This window comes from Streptomyces sp. SID5464 (assembly GCF_009862985.1).
Taxonomy (GTDB): domain Bacteria; phylum Actinomycetota; class Actinomycetes; order Streptomycetales; family Streptomycetaceae; genus Streptomyces; species Streptomyces chartreusis_D.
Genome location: NZ_WWIQ01000072.1, coordinates 149,052 through 162,485, shown reverse-complemented (window position 1 = coordinate 162,485; position 13,434 = coordinate 149,052). Strand labels below are relative to the sequence as shown.

Genomic DNA, 13,434 nt, shown 5'->3' with positions numbered 1-13,434 from the left:
ATGAGCGGTCGCATCGTCGTCGCCGGCGCCTCCCTCGGCGGACTCCGGGCGGCCGAGCAGCTCCGCGCCGCGGGCTGGGCCGGCCGCGTCACGGTGATCGGCGACGAGCCGCACCGGCCGTACAACCGGCCCCCGCTGTCCAAGGAGGTCCTCGCGGGCAAGGCGCCCTTCGCGTCGCTCGCCTTCACGCCGAAGGCGTCCGCAGCCGATGTGGAGTGGCGGCTGGGCACCAGGGTCACCGCGGCCCGGCTCGGCGAGCGGACCGTCGAGCTCCACGACGGCTCGGTGCTCTCCTACGACGGGCTGGTCGTCGCCACCGGGATGCGGCCCCGGCGGCTGCGCTGCCCCGGGCCGGTCGACGGCCGTCACACGCTCCGGACGATCGACGACGCCCAGGTCCTGCGGGACGAGCTCCGGCCCGGCGTGCGAGTGGTCGTGATCGGCGCCGGGTTCATCGGCTGCGAGGTCGCCGCGACGGCCGCCGGACTCGGTGCGGCCGAGGTGACCGTCGTCGATCCGCTGCCGCTGCCGATGGTCGGGCCGCTCGGAGAGCTGCTCGCGCGGGTGCTGCTCGCGCGGCACCAGGAGCGCGGGGTCTCTTTCGCGCTTGGTTCGGGCGTGACCGGGTTCGAAGGGGGCGACCGTGTCACCGGTGTCGTGCTGGGCGACGGGTCCGTGCTCCCCGCTGATGTGGTGGTGGAGTCCGTGGGCTCGGTCGCCAACACCGAGTGGCTGGACGGCAACGGGCTGGATCTGAGCGACGGTGTCCTCACCGATCAGCACCTGCGGGTCGGAGGCCGGTCGGAGGTCGTCGCGGTCGGCGATGTCGCCCGCTTTCCGAACGCCCGCTACGACGGTGTGCCGCGGCGGGTCGAGCACTGGTCCGTGCCGGGCGACTCGGCCAAGCACGCCGCGAAGGTACTGGTCGGCGGCGAGACCGGCCTGGCGCCCTTCGCGCCGCTGCCCACCTTCTGGAGCGACCAGCACGACTTCCGGTTGCAGTCCTTCGGCGCGCCCGTTCTGGGGCTCGGTGACGTCCGGGTCCTCGACGGTGACATCTCGGGGGACCTGCTGGTCGGTTACCACCGCGACGGACGGCTGGTCGGCGTCGTCGCACTCGGGGGGCCTTCCGTCGCCCGTGCCGCCGCCCGGTACCGCGCCGAACTGCTGAAGCAGCCCGCCCTCACCCCGCAAGGAGCCCTCTCGTGACCGGTCTTCGTGGTTACTTCCATCCCAAGACGGCGACGGGCGCGTCGTCGCTGATTCCGTCTCCACCCTGGCGGTACTCCGGTGACCTGTTGACGGTCGAGTACCGGACCGACCCGGCGCGCGTGCGTGAACTGCTCCCCGAGCCACTGGAGTTGGCCGACGAGGATCCCGGTGCGGTGGCTCTGATCTGGGCGGACTGGCAGTCCTGCTCGGCGTCGGGGGAGGAACTGCTGGATCCGGTGCGCTCCCAGTACAAGGAGGCGTTCGCGGTGGTGCGCTGCTCGTACCGGGGGCGGACGTACTCGCGGTGCGTCCACATCTGGGTGGACAAGGACTTCGCGATCGCGCGCGGGCTGCACCAGGGGTATCCGAAGAAGCTCGGCTCCATTCATCAGACGCGGCCGCATCCGTACGGGCCCGCTCCGCGGATCGAGGCCGGGGCTCGTTTCGGGGCGACGCTGGCGGCCGGAGACCGGCGTCTTGCGCAGGCCGTGGTGACGCTGCGGGGGCCTTCTGAGAGCGGCGGGTTCGTCAATGCGCACCCCATGGCCCATCACCGGTGGCTGCCGTCGATCGAGAAGGGGAAGGGGTTGGCGCTCGACGAGCTGATCGAGTCCGGGGCAGCGTCCTTCGAGGGCGGCCGACCGTGGGTCGGCGAAGCGGAGTTGGAGCTGTTCGAGGCGCCGACCGAGGAATTGGCCCGGTTGGAGGTCCGGGAGCCGATCGCCGCGTATTACCGCCAGGTCGGGGTGGTCTGGGACGGCGGGCAGGTGCTGGAGACCGGTACGTCCGGAGCGTCTGCCGAGTGAGGTTTGTGGGTGGGTGCGGGTTCGTCGTGGCTGGTCGCGCAGTTGCCCGCGCCCCTATGGGGTGAAGTCCCGCCCCCTGATGCACAAGGAGCAGTCTTCATGCCTGACAACATCACCGTCGCCGGCATCGCCGTCGACACCCGGCACTGGATCGGCGGCCGACGTGTGGCCTCCGCCGGTACCTTCACCGACCACTCGCCGATCGACGGCAGCGTGCTGGGCGAGATCGCCCGGGGTGGCCCCGCCGAGGCCGAGGCCGCTGTCGCCGCCGCCCGGGACGCGTTCCCCGACTGGGCCGGTACCTCGCGCAGCGAACGCGCCCGCATCCTGCACGCGATCGCCGACGGCGTCGAGAAGCGGATGGAGGAGCTGGCGATCGTCGAGACCACCGACAACGGTGCGCTGCTGCGGTCGCACCGGCGGGGCGTGATGCCCCGTGTCGCTCACAACTTCCGCTTCTTCGCCGACTGGTTGCTCCAGCTCGACCACGAGGACTTCGAGACGCGCGGACACACCAATCACGTCTCATGGGACCCGGCCGGCCCCTGCGTGCTGATCACCCCGTGGAACGCGCCCCTGATGCTGGCCACCTGGAAGGTCGCCCCGGCCCTCGCCGCCGGCGACACCGTCGTCCTCAAGCCCGCCGAGTGGTCGCCGCTGACCGCCTCGCTGCTGGCCGACATCGCCGCCGAGGCGGGGCTGCCCGCCGGTGTCCTCAATGTCGTCCAGGGCCATGGCTCCGAGGTCGGCGACGCCCTCACCTCGCATCCCGACGTACGCCGCATCAGCTTCACCGGATCGGTGCCGACGGCCAGGCGCATCGCCGCGTCGGCAGCCGCGAACCTCACCCCGCTGAGCCTCGAACTGGGCGGAAAGTCACCCCTGTTGGTCTTCGCCGACGCCGATCTCGACCTGGCCGTCGACCTCGCCGTCGAACAGTACGACAACGCCGGGCAGGTGTGCCTCGCGGGCACCCGGCTGCTCGTCGAGGAGTCGGTCGCCGAGGAGTTCACCCGCCGGTTCGTACAGAGGGCGTCCGCCCTCACCCAAGGCGATCCCCGCGACGAGGCCACCGACATCGGGCCCACCATCCACCCTCGCCAGCTGGAGAAGATCGACGGATTCGTGCAGCGGGCCGTTGCCGCCGGGGCGCGGGCGGTCATCGGGGGGCACCGCAAGGACGGGCAGTACTACGCGCCGACCCTGCTCACCGACGTCGCCCAGAACTCCGAGATCGTGCAGGAGGAGGTCTTCGGGCCGGTCCTGACCCTCCAGACCTTCGCCGGCGAGGACGAAGCCGTCCGGCTCGCCAACGACACCCGCTTCGGGCTGGCCGCCACCGTCGCCACCGGCGACCGCGACCGCGCCGAGCGGATCACCGCGCGGCTCGTCGCGGGCACGGTCTGGGTCAACTGCTTCTTCGTCCGCGACCTCAAGGCCCCGTTCGGCGGCTCCCGGCAGTCCGGTGTGGGACGTGAGGGCGGCACCTGGAGCTTCGACTTCTACTGCGACCTGAAGAACACCGTCACCGCCCCGAAGGGATGGAACCAGGACCATGGGTGAGATCGTCGGGGCCGGGCTGCTCGCCCACGTGCCCACCATCGTGCTGCCCGAGGCCGACCGGCTGGAGCTGAACGAGGGCAAGGAGATCACCCTCGTCACCGGGCTCCGGGAGCTGCGCAGGGACGTCTTCGAGCGTGACGACTACGACACCGTGGTCGTGCTCGACTCCCACTGGGCGACCACCGTCGAGTTCGTCGTGACCGCGCAGCAGCGGCGCGCGGGCCTGTTCACCTCCGAGGAGTTGCCGCGCGGCATGTGCCGGATGCCGTACGACTTCCCCGGCGACCCCGAACTCGCCCACAACGTGGCGAAGTTCGCGGACCAGCACGGCACCTGGATCACGCCGATCGACGACGAGTATCTGCCGATCTACTACGCCACCATCAACCTCTGGAAGTACCTGGGCGAAGGCCTCCCCGACAAGCGGTGGGTCACCATCGGGGTCTGCCAGACCGGTGACATGGAGGATCATCTGCGGCTCGGGCGGGCGCTCGCCGACGGCATCGCCGCCACCCCTGGACGCCGGGTGCTGCTCATCGCCTCAGGCGCCCTCTCGCACACCTTCTGGCCGCTGCGCGAACTGCGCGACCACGAGGCCAGCGACCCGGTGCACATCCGTACACCCGAGGCCCGTGAGGCGGACCTGGAACGCATCGCCTGGTTCAAGGAGGGCCGTCACGACAAGGTCCTCGACACCATGGACGAGTTTTGGACGTACAGGCCCGAGGCGAAGTTCTTCCACTACCTGATGATGGCCGGTGCCCTCGGCGAGCAGGGCTGCGTCGCCCGGGCCCGGCAGTACGGCGAGTACGAGAACTCCGTCGGCACCGGCCAGGTCCACCTCTGGTTCGACCGTCCGGCCGACGGCTGGACCGCAGACCACACCCCCGCGCAGGAGTCCGCCCATGCCTGAGTACCGCCGCATCCTCCTCGACGGCGCCGCCGTCCAGGTCACCGTCGACGGTGACGAACTCGTCGCCGGGGACGGCCGCCGCGTCAAGGCCGAGGACGCGCGGCATCTGCCGCCGGTCGTGCCGTCCAAGGTCATCGCCGTTCATCTCAACCACCGCAGCCGGGTGGACGAGTTCCGGATCGGCCTGCCCGCCACCCCGACCTACTTCCACAAGCCGACCTCCGCCCTCAACGCCCACCAGGGCGCGATCGTCCGCCCCGAGGGCTGCAAGTGGCTGAACTACGAGGGCGAGGTCGCCATCGTCATCGGAAGAACGGCGCGGAACATCTCGCCGGCCGAGGCGGGGGAGTACATCGCCGGCTACACCGTCGCCAACGACTACGGCCTGCACGACTTCCGCGACACCGACGCCGGCTCCATGCTCCGCGTCAAGGGATCCGACACCCTCTGCCCGCTCGGCCCCGGGCTGGTCACCGACTGGGACTTCCACGGCAAGCGGCTCCGGACCTACGTCAACGGACAGGTGGTGCAGGACGGTTCGACCGACGAGATGACGTGGGACATGCACTACCTCGTCGCCGACATCGCCCGCACCATCACGCTGTACCCGGGAGACGTACTGCTGTCCGGCACACCCGCCAACTCGCGTCCCGTCCAGCCGGGGGACGTCGTGGAGGTGGAGGTGGAGGGGCTCGGGCGGCTCACCAACCACATCGTGACCGGGCCGACCGCCATCCGCACGGACGTGGGCGCCCAGCCCACCGAGTCGGAGGAGGTGCTGTCGACCGCGCTCGGCGGGGACTGGGAGTTCCGCGGCATCCGGCCGCCGCGTCGCTGACGCGGGCTCCGGCCGCGGCGTCGCCGAGCGGGACGGCCCGGGTAGGGTCACGGACATGACCGAGCCCGCCGGCCGCCGCCCCCGCAAGCGCGTGCACTACGGCACGGGCCGCGAGGCCCTGCTGGAGGCCGCCGTGCGTGTCGTGGCCCGGGGCGGGCTGCGCAGGCTCACGTACCGGGCGGTCGCGGAGGAGGCCGGCGTCACCCACGGACTGGTGGTGCACCACTTCGGCTCCCGCGACGTCCTGATCGAGGAGGCCGTGGCCCACGCCATCCGGTCCTCCCTGAGCAGCAGCGCCCTGGAACCGGGCACGGGCAAGGCCGCCGACTTCTCGGTGGGCCTGACGGACATGGTCGAGTCGGGCCCCGACCTCCAGGCGTTCCAGTACGAACTGCTGCTGGAGTCCCGGCGCCGCCCCGAGCTCCTGGACCACCTGCGGTCGCTGTACGACGAGTACTTCGACGCGACCCGGCGCGAGCTCACCCAGATGCTGCCCGGCCCGGTGGACGAGGGCCTGTCCCGGATGGTCTTCGCCACGTTGGAGGGACTCGTCCTGCACCAGCTGGTCTTCGGCGAGCGCGAGGTCATCGAGGACGCCCTGGACGAACTGCGCTCGGTGCTGCGGCTGCTCGCCGAGCGGCGCAACGGCGAGGACTGACCTCTTAGTGCCTCTTAGGGCCTCTCCGGACCTCTCAGGTCCCGAAGCCCTGGAATTCCCCACCCCTCACCCCTTGCCAAACGGATAGTTCCGCCCCACGATGAGGCAACTCGTTTGGCCTGAAACGATCCGTCCTCCCTCTGGCAGGTGATCCGAGTGGACAGTCAGACGGTCTCCCGGCACACGGCGACACCGGACGCGCCCACCGCAGGCACGCTCAAGCCCAACGCCCTCGGCGTCGTGGGCATCCTCTTCTTCGTCCTGTCCGCCCAGGCCCCGCTGACCGGCATCGCCGGCGCGGCCCCCATCGCCGTGGCGCTCGGCAACGGACCCGGCGTGCCCGCCGCCTACCTGGTGGCGGGCCTGGTGATCCTGCTGTTCTCGGTGGGCTTCGTCGCCATGGGCCGCCACGTCGTGGACGCCGGAGCCTTCTACACCTACATCGGCAAGGGTCTCGGCCGCGCCACCGGCACCGGCAGCGCGGGCCTCGCGCTCTTCGCCTACTGCACGATCCAGGCCGCCATGTACGGCCTCTACGGCTCCATCGTGAGCGGCCTGGTCGCGAGCCACACCGGCCTCGATCTGCCGTGGTGGGTCTGGACGCTGGCCACCATGGCCGTCGTGCAGGCGCTCGGGGCGGCCGGCGTCGAGATGGGCGCCAAGGTGCTGGCCGTTTTCGTCCTCGCGGAGTTCAGCATCCTGTCGGTCTTCGCCCTGGTCACCCTCGTCAAGGGCGGCGGACCCGAGGGGCTCGGTCTCGCCGACAGCTTCTCCCCGGCCGCCGCCCTGGACGGTGCGCCGGGCGTGGCCGTGATGTTCGCCGTGGCGTCCATGTTCGGCTTCGAGGCCACCGCCATCTACGGCGAGGAGGCACGCGAACCCAGGAAGACCGTGCCGAGGGCCACGTATCTCGCGGTCGTCGTGGTCACCGGCTTCTTCGCCCTGGTCTCCTGGATGCTCATCTCCTCCTACGGCGCCTCCAAGGTCACCGCGGCGGCGGGCAGGGCGCTGGAGAGCGGGGACGGGGCCGGCTTCGTCTTCGCGCCGATCGCGGCGGACTTCGGCGGCTGGATCGGTGACGTGCTGCCGGTCCTGCTCGCCACGTCCCTCTTCGCCGGCATCCTCACCTTCCACAACTCGGCCAACCGTTACCTGTTCTCCCTCGGCCGTGACCGGCTGCTGCCGCGCCGGCTGTGCGGGCTGAACCGCCGCCACGCGCCCTGGGCGGCCGGGTGCGTCCAGACGGTCCTGGCCGTGCTGCTGGTGACGCCCTTCGCGCTGGCGGGCAAGGACCCCGTGCTGACGCTGTTCTCCTGGTTCAGCGGGGTCGCCGTCCTGGCGATGATGCTGCTGTACCTGCTGACCTCGGTGTCCGTCGTCGCCTTCTTCCGCCGCGAGCGCCTCGGCGCCCACCCCTGGAACACGCTGATCGCTCCCGCCCTGGGCGCGCTCGGCATCGCGGGGGCGCTCTGGCTCATCCTGGCCAACTTCACCACGCTCATCGGCGGCGAACGCACCACCGCCCTGTGGCTCACGCTGTCCGTCCCGGTGGTCATGGCACTGGGCGTCGTCACCGCACGGGTGCGGGGGAGGGCCGTGGCGGCCGCCGACGGGTGACCGCGCGCGTCGCGGCCCGCGGACAGCCGTACCCATACCGTTTGAGATCAAAGGAGGACCTTCATGCCGGCCGTCACCCACGACGAGTGGCTGCGCCGCGCCAAGGCGTTCCAGCTCTCCGGCGCCCACCACATCGCCGGCGCCGACGAGCCCGGGAGCGGGGCGACGTTCCCGGTCGTGTCACCACGTGACGGCCGGGTCCTCGCCGAGATCCCGGACGCGGGCACCGCCGAGGTGAACGCGGCCGTCGCCGCCGCCCGGCGGGCCTTCGACACCGGCCCGTGGCCGCGCCTGGCACCGGCCGAGCGCGGCCGGGCCCTGCTCCGTCTCGCCGACCTGCTCGAAGAACGGCGCGAGGAACTGGCGTTGACCGTGAGCCTGGAGATGGGCAAACCGATCACGGACGCCTACGGCATCGAACTGCGCGCCGTCATCAGCACCTTCCGCTGGTACGGGCAGCTCACTGACAAGCTCACCGACTCCGCCCCGCACACCGCCCCGGACGCCCTCGCCCTGGTCACCCGGGAACCCGCCGGAGTGGTCGGGGCGGTAGTCCCCTGGAACTTCCCGCTGACCCTGGCCGGCTGGAAGATCGCCCCGGCACTGGCCGCCGGCTGCACGGTCGTCCTCAAACCCTCCGAGAACTCCCCGCTGTCCGCCCTGCTCCTGGGCCGCCTGGCCACCGAGGCCGGGATCCCGCCGGGCGTGCTCAACGTCGTCACCGGCGACGGCCCCACCGCGGGCCGGGCCCTCGGCCTCCACCCCGACGTCGACGTCCTGGCGTTCACCGGCTCCACCGCCGTCGGCCGCCACTTCCTGCGCTATGCCGCCGACTCCAACCTCAAGCGCGTCTGGCTGGAACTCGGCGGCAAGTCGCCCAACATCGTCCTGCCCGACGCCCCCGACCTGGACCAGGCCGCCGCCACGGCCGCCTGGGGCATCTTCTTCAACCAGGGCGAGATGTGCACGGCCCCCTCACGGCTGCTCGTGCACGCCTCGATCGCCGAGCGGGTCACCGAGGCCGTGGTCCGGCGGGCCCGGGAACTGAGGGTGGGCGACCCGCTCGACCCGGAGACGAAGATGGGCGCGCTGGCCGGCCGGGCGCACCTGGACCGCGTACGCGACCACGTCCGGCAAGGCGTCGGCGAGGGCGCCCGTCTGCGCACCGGCGGCGAACCGCTCCTCGCCGAGACGGGCGGGACGTACCTCGAACCCACCGTCTTCGACCGCGTGGACCCCGGCTCACGCCTGGCCCGGGAGGAGATCTTCGGCCCCGTCCTGTCCGTGCTCGCCTTCGACGACCTCGACGAGGCGGTCCGCCTGGCCAACGCCACCGAGTACGGCCTCGCCGCCGGCCTGTGGACCTCCGATCTGACCACCGCCCACCGGGTCTCCCGCGCCCTCAGGGCCGGGACGGTCTGGGTGAACTGCTACGAGGAGGGCGACCTGACCGTGCCCTTCGGCGGCATGAAGCAGTCCGGCAACGGACGTGACAAGTCCGTCCACGCGCTGGAGAAGTACACCGAGCTCAAGACCACCTGGATCCAGCTGTGACCCGCCCTCTGATAGCGATCCCCGCCCGCTTCTCCGCCACGGCCTCCGTCCTCCGATACGCCGCCGAGGTCAACGCCCGCGCCCTGATCGAGGCCGTCTGGCGGGCCGGCGGCGAACCGGCGAGCATCCACCCGGCGGACACCGGGACCGCCGCCCGGCTGGCCCGCTTCGACGGTGTCCTGCTCCCCGGCGGCGGCGACCTCGCCCCCTCCCGCTACGGCGCCACCGGCACCCACGACTCCGTCTACGACGTCGACACCCTCCAGGACACCTTCGACCTGGATGTCGCCCGCCACGCCCTGGAGTCGGGCCTGCCCCTGCTCGCGATCTGCCGCGGCCTCCAGGCCGTCAACGTGGCCCTCGGCGGCACCCTGGAGCAGGACATGGGCGGCCCGCAGCGCGAGCACCGGCACCTCGTGCACCCCGTCCCCCTGGAACCCGGCTCGGTCGTCGCCCGGTCCGCCGGCGTCGAGAAGACCGACGCCTCCTGCTATCACCACCAGCGCGTCGACCGCCTGGGCGCGGGCCTGCGCGTCACGGCCCGGGCGGCGGACGGCACCGTCGAGGCCCTCGAACTCCCGGGCGCCGTGGGCTGGTTCACCGCCGTCCAGTGGCACCCGGAGGACACCGCCCACGAGGACCCCGCCCAGCAGGGCCTGTTCGACGCGCTCGTCCGGGCCGCGGCCCGGTGAGGCCGCGGCGGGGGTCAGGCCCGGGGCCGCCGACCGCTGCGCCGCGGCGCGGGCTCGGCGCCGCCCAGCAGGGACTGCCGCCGCTCCTCACCCCGCTCCTCGACCTGGAGCACGACACTCCGCAGCCCCTCGGCGAGACTGCGGCACTCCGCGTCGCTGAGCCGGGCCGTCACGAACGCCTCCTCCTCGTTGAACGCCGGGAAGACCCGTTGCATGAACGCCTCGCCCTCCTCGGTGAGGCTCAGCAGCACCAGCCGCCCGTCACTCGGATGGTCCGCCCGCCGCAACAGCCCCCGCGACTCCAGGGTGCGCGCCACACCCGTCAGCGTGCCCTTGGAGATCCCCGCCTCCTCCGCCACGTGCCGGGTCTCCGACTCGCCCCACACCCAGACCACCCACAGCACCACGAAGGCCGTCCAGGTCAGGTCCGAACCGCGCAGCACCGAGTTCTCCAGGTGCTGCCGCACGGCGGACGCGGCCCGGTAGATGTTCGCCACCGCCGCCATCTGCTCCCGGCGGATCGGAAAACCGCCGAGCTTCGCCGCTGCGAGCTTCTCGGCCTCGGTGATGGATCGGTGGCCCGGCACGGGCGGCTCCTTCGTCTGGTCGCGACCTGTCACGCCGGGCGGCACATTCTCGCCGTCCGGTCGTTCGGACTCAAATTGTACGGAGATGAAAGGGAAACCCGACATGCCCACGCCTGCCGCCATGCCCCCGGCTCCCCGCATGCTCCTCGTCCTCAGCGAGAACTGGACGCTGACCGGCGGCCGGGCCGATCTGCCGGCCGCCGTCCGCTGGGCCCGCGAGGCCGAGGACGCCGGCTTCGACGCCGTCATGGTCAGCGAGCACATCGTCCTCGGCCCCGACGCGGCAGCCGCCGGAATCATGGGAAACCCCCGCGACTACGCACTCCCGGGCAACCAGGACCCGTACACCCCGTGGCCCAACTCCCTGTTGCTGCTCGCCGCCATCGCCTCCGTCACCTCCCGGCTGCGCCTGGCCGCCGCGGCCGTCCTCGCCCCGCTGCGCCACCCCCTGCTGCTCGCCCGCGAGCTCGGCACCCTCGACCTCATCAGCCAGGGGCGCCTCGTCGTGCAGCCCACGGTGAGCTGGAGCAAGGACGAGTACGACGCCCTCGGCGTGCCCTTCGCCCGGCGCGGGCGGCTCCTCGACGAGCACCTGGAGGTCTGGGCGAAGGCCTGGGGCCCGTCACCGATCTCCCACGACGGACCGCACCACCCCTTCCAGGACGTCTACTTCGAGCCCAAGGCCCACCGCCCGGACGGCCCCCGGCTCTGGTTCGGCGGACAGCGCCTGCACGGCCCCGTCCTGCGCCGCCTCGTGCGGTACGGCCACGGCTTCCACCCGCTCGGCCGGCCCGCACCCGAGGACCTCCAGGCGCTCAAGGAGGCGATGACCGCCGCCGGGCGGGACATCGCCGACCTGGAGATGATCGGCGGCACCCGGGCCGTCTTCCCCGACGACCGTTCACCGGCCGACCTCGGCGCGGCGCTCGCCGTCATCCCCGAGCAACTGGAGCAGGGCTTCACCACCTTCTGCGTCAAGCCGAACCAGTTCATCGACGACCCCGACGGGGTGGGGGAGTTCTGCCGGGAGGTCATGCGGCGCGTGGAGTCCCTGACGTCCTGACCGCCACGGCCAGGCTCACCGCTCGACGAACCGTGCCAGGTGATCCGGGTCGGGCCGCAGCAGCCCGTCCCGGACCGCGAGCGCAGTGGCCTCGGCACGCGAGGCGCAGCCGGTCTTGCGCAGCAGATGCTCGACATGGCTGTGCACGGTCCGCGGGGACAGGAACAGCGCCTGCGCGATGGCCTGGTTGGTCTGGCCCGTGGCCGCCCGGGTGAGCACTTCCAGCTCCCGGGGGCTCAGCCCGTACGGCAGTTCCGTGGGTGTCTCGTGCACCAGCACCGCCGCGGACGGGAGACCGGGTCCCGCCGGGTGCCGGTGCAGTACGACCCGCTGCCAGCGGCCGCCGGCCGGCCACAGCAGGCGCAGCCGCCGGCCGCCCGTGCCGGTGAAGGCGTCGAGCAGCGCGCGGAAGCCGCCTTCCTCCCACAGCACCCGCGGCCGGTCCCGGCCCGGCAGGTCGATCACCCCGCCGTCGCCGGTGACCAGGCTCGCCGCGTCCTCCGCCGCCAGGCCGTGCAGGTCACCGGCGTGGGCCAGCGGGTCGGCGAGCGCGGCCAGGGCGGGTATCACGGAGGCGAGCAGCCGGCGGGCGTCGGTGTCGTAGGCGTCCGCGCTCTCGGTGGAGAGGTGGACCAGGCCCACCAGCCGGCCCCGGTGCCGCAGCGCGCCCGTGACGCCGTCCCGGAAACCGGCCGGACGGACCCGCTCGGCGTAGAACCAGCCGTGCCGGAAGCGCGGCGCGGCGTCGGCGGTGTCCTCCGCGTCCTCGGAGATGGACGGCGGCAGCTCTCGCCGTACGACGTTGGCGTACCACGGGGTCGCGACGAACTCCCCGGCCAGGGCCTGCGAGGCCGCGGCGGTGTAGCCGATGCTCGCGACCTGGACGTGGGCGCCGGTCAGCGGGTCGATCGTGAGCAGGGTCGCCGCGTCCAGCGGCAGGGCGCGGGCGAGTTCGCGCAGGGCCTCGGCGGAGGCCGACGCGGTGTCGCGCTCGCGGGTGAGCATGCCGATGCGTGCTGCTGCCGCGATCTGGTGGTGGCTGGGCATGGCGAGCCTCCGGGCGGCTCGGGCGCGATGTCGTTTGGGGTCTAACGATAGAGGGACGGTCCGGGCCCGGCAAGGTGTTCACCGACTCGTGGCGTGCGGGCCCATGATCCGCCGGCTGTCGTTCGCAGTCGGTATTTGTACGGATGGTGCGGCGGGCCCGGCGGGTCTTTCCTGTTCGGCACACCCGGACGCCCGCTCCAGCTGGGCCCGCCCCTCGGAGAGCCCCCGCCATGACCCCACCCCCGTCCACACCCTCACGCAGGCAATTCCTCACCCTCTCCGCCGCCACCGCCCTGGCGGCAGCCGGATGTTCGGCGCCACAGAACACGGCGGCATCGGCCGAGCCGTCGCCCTCCGGAGGCACGCGCCTCACGAAGATCGGAACGACTACCCCTTCACCCAGCTCCCGCTCTACTCCACGCTGGTGAAGCTCTCCACCGCCCAGGCCGAGCGGCACGGCATCTCACTGCTGACGACCAGCGACAACGCCAGTGCCGACACCCAGGCCACCAACCTCAACACCTGGGTCGCCCGCAAGGTCCCGGCGATCGTGTCGTTCCCGATGGTCTTCGAGGCCGCAGAGCCCATCGCCGAGGCGGCACTGGAGGCGGGACTGATCTGGGTCACCTACGGCGGTTCCCTGCAACACCAGAGCGCCGACATCCAGTTCAGCTTCCGCAAGGGCGGCACCCTGCTCGGCGAGGCGGCGGCGAAGTGGGCCGAGGAACACCTCGGCGGCAAGGGCAAGATCGCTTTCCTCACCGACAGCACCATCGAACTGGGCCGCGAACGCACCAAGGGCATGATCGACGCCTTCACCAGGCTGGCGCCCGGCGTCGACGTGGTGGCGCGGGAACATGGCGACCTCCTCCTGGGCGCGCCGG

The 13,434-nt window shown here is 72.2% G+C and carries 13 protein-coding genes and 1 pseudogene; 12 read left to right on the top strand and 2 right to left on the bottom strand.

The window, feature by feature from the left end; all coding sequences use genetic code 11:
• From GTY47_RS34560 to GTY47_RS34520, 9 genes are all read left to right on the top strand, one after another.
• Entirely contained in the window at nucleotides 1–1,209 is a 1,209-nt protein-coding gene (locus tag GTY47_RS34560) for an FAD/NAD(P)-binding oxidoreductase (RefSeq protein ID WP_010040761.1), read from the top strand.
• The gene (locus GTY47_RS34555) at nucleotides 1,206–2,018 is read left to right on the top strand and encodes an acetoacetate decarboxylase family protein (protein WP_010040760.1); all 813 of its coding nucleotides are present in this window, start codon (nucleotides 1,206–1,208) and stop codon (nucleotides 2,016–2,018) included. Before GTY47_RS34560 ends, GTY47_RS34555 begins: the two co-directional genes overlap by 4 nt.
• Nucleotides 2,019–2,117: 99 nt before the next feature.
• Nucleotides 2,118–3,581: an aldehyde dehydrogenase gene (locus GTY47_RS34550; protein WP_010040759.1), complete on the top strand. Its 1,464-nt coding sequence runs from the start codon at nucleotides 2,118–2,120 to the stop codon at nucleotides 3,579–3,581.
• A complete protein-coding gene (locus tag GTY47_RS34545) occupies nucleotides 3,574–4,494 on the top strand; it encodes a 3,4-dihydroxyphenylacetate 2,3-dioxygenase (RefSeq protein WP_010040758.1) in 921 nt (306 codons plus the stop codon). The genes GTY47_RS34550 and GTY47_RS34545 overlap by 8 nt, the downstream gene beginning before the upstream one ends.
• Nucleotides 4,487–5,332 (top strand): fumarylacetoacetate hydrolase family protein, encoded by an 846-nt coding sequence (locus GTY47_RS34540; protein WP_010040757.1) that lies wholly within the window; start codon nucleotides 4,487–4,489, stop codon nucleotides 5,330–5,332. Before GTY47_RS34545 ends, GTY47_RS34540 begins: the two co-directional genes overlap by 8 nt.
• A gap of 55 nt (nucleotides 5,333–5,387) precedes the next feature.
• Nucleotides 5,388–5,990: a TetR family transcriptional regulator gene (locus tag GTY47_RS34535; RefSeq protein ID WP_010040756.1), complete on the top strand. Its 603-nt coding sequence runs from the start codon at nucleotides 5,388–5,390 to the stop codon at nucleotides 5,988–5,990.
• 156 nt (nucleotides 5,991–6,146) lie between these two features.
• Nucleotides 6,147–7,607 carry an APC family permease gene (locus tag GTY47_RS34530; RefSeq protein ID WP_010040754.1) on the top strand — a complete coding sequence of 487 codons (1,461 nt, stop codon included), beginning with the start codon at nucleotides 6,147–6,149 and terminating at the stop codon, nucleotides 7,605–7,607.
• Between the two features lie 63 nt (nucleotides 7,608–7,670).
• Nucleotides 7,671–9,161 (top strand): aldehyde dehydrogenase, encoded by a 1,491-nt coding sequence (locus tag GTY47_RS34525; protein ID WP_010040753.1) that lies wholly within the window; start codon nucleotides 7,671–7,673, stop codon nucleotides 9,159–9,161.
• Complete coding sequence (locus tag GTY47_RS34520) at nucleotides 9,158–9,853, top strand: gamma-glutamyl-gamma-aminobutyrate hydrolase family protein (protein ID WP_010040751.1); 696 nt, start codon at nucleotides 9,158–9,160, stop codon at nucleotides 9,851–9,853. Before GTY47_RS34525 ends, GTY47_RS34520 begins: the two co-directional genes overlap by 4 nt.
• Nucleotides 9,854–9,867: 14 nt before the next feature.
• Here GTY47_RS34520 and GTY47_RS34515 read toward each other — a convergent pair whose 3' ends face one another.
• Nucleotides 9,868–10,440 carry a MarR family transcriptional regulator gene (locus GTY47_RS34515; protein WP_010040749.1) on the bottom strand — a complete coding sequence of 191 codons (573 nt, stop codon included), beginning with the start codon at nucleotides 10,438–10,440 and terminating at the stop codon, nucleotides 9,868–9,870.
• A 103-nt stretch (nucleotides 10,441–10,543) separates the two neighbouring features.
• Between GTY47_RS34515 and GTY47_RS34510 the strand changes: the two genes are divergently transcribed.
• The gene (locus GTY47_RS34510) at nucleotides 10,544–11,503 is read left to right on the top strand and encodes a TIGR03619 family F420-dependent LLM class oxidoreductase (protein ID WP_010040747.1); all 960 of its coding nucleotides are present in this window, start codon (nucleotides 10,544–10,546) and stop codon (nucleotides 11,501–11,503) included.
• A gap of 15 nt (nucleotides 11,504–11,518) precedes the next feature.
• On the opposite strand, the gene GTY47_RS34505 is transcribed toward GTY47_RS34510, so the two are convergent.
• The gene (locus tag GTY47_RS34505) at nucleotides 11,519–12,550 is read right to left on the bottom strand and encodes a LuxR C-terminal-related transcriptional regulator (RefSeq protein ID WP_010040745.1); all 1,032 of its coding nucleotides are present in this window, start codon (nucleotides 12,548–12,550) and stop codon (nucleotides 11,519–11,521) included.
• Between the two features lie 143 nt (nucleotides 12,551–12,693).
• Between GTY47_RS34505 and GTY47_RS41435 the strand changes: the two genes are divergently transcribed.
• Both GTY47_RS41435 and GTY47_RS41430 read left to right on the top strand, forming a co-directional pair.
• The gene (locus GTY47_RS41435) at nucleotides 12,694–12,978 is read left to right on the top strand and encodes a twin-arginine translocation signal domain-containing protein (RefSeq protein ID WP_324604449.1); all 285 of its coding nucleotides are present in this window, start codon (nucleotides 12,694–12,696) and stop codon (nucleotides 12,976–12,978) included.
• A pseudogene (locus GTY47_RS41430) lies at nucleotides 12,975–13,343 on the top strand (substrate-binding domain-containing protein); the annotation flags it as partial. The gene GTY47_RS41435 and the pseudogene GTY47_RS41430, both read left to right, overlap by 4 nt.
• Between the last annotated feature and the right edge of the window lie 91 nt (nucleotides 13,344–13,434).

Bases quoted from the DNA above. Each gene is read 5' to 3' on its own strand.
- GTY47_RS34560 (WP_010040761.1), top strand. From the start codon at position 1: ATGAGCGGTCGCATCGTCGTCGCCGGCGCCTCCCTCGGCGGACTCCGG.
- GTY47_RS34550 (WP_010040759.1), top strand. From the start codon at position 2,118: ATGCCTGACAACATCACCGTCGCCGGCATCGCCGTCGACACCCGGCAC.
- GTY47_RS34545 (WP_010040758.1), top strand. From the start codon at position 3,574: ATGGGTGAGATCGTCGGGGCCGGGCTGCTCGCCCACGTGCCCACCATC.
- GTY47_RS34540 (WP_010040757.1), top strand. From the start codon at position 4,487: ATGCCTGAGTACCGCCGCATCCTCCTCGACGGCGCCGCCGTCCAGGTC.
- GTY47_RS34535 (WP_010040756.1), top strand. From the start codon at position 5,388: ATGACCGAGCCCGCCGGCCGCCGCCCCCGCAAGCGCGTGCACTACGGC.
- GTY47_RS34525 (WP_010040753.1), top strand. From the start codon at position 7,671: ATGCCGGCCGTCACCCACGACGAGTGGCTGCGCCGCGCCAAGGCGTTC.
- GTY47_RS34510 (WP_010040747.1), top strand. From the start codon at position 10,544: ATGCCCACGCCTGCCGCCATGCCCCCGGCTCCCCGCATGCTCCTCGTC.
- GTY47_RS34505 (WP_010040745.1), bottom strand. From the start codon at position 12,550: ATGCCCAGCCACCACCAGATCGCGGCAGCAGCACGCATCGGCATGCTC.
- GTY47_RS41435 (WP_324604449.1), top strand. From the start codon at position 12,694: ATGGTGCGGCGGGCCCGGCGGGTCTTTCCTGTTCGGCACACCCGGACG.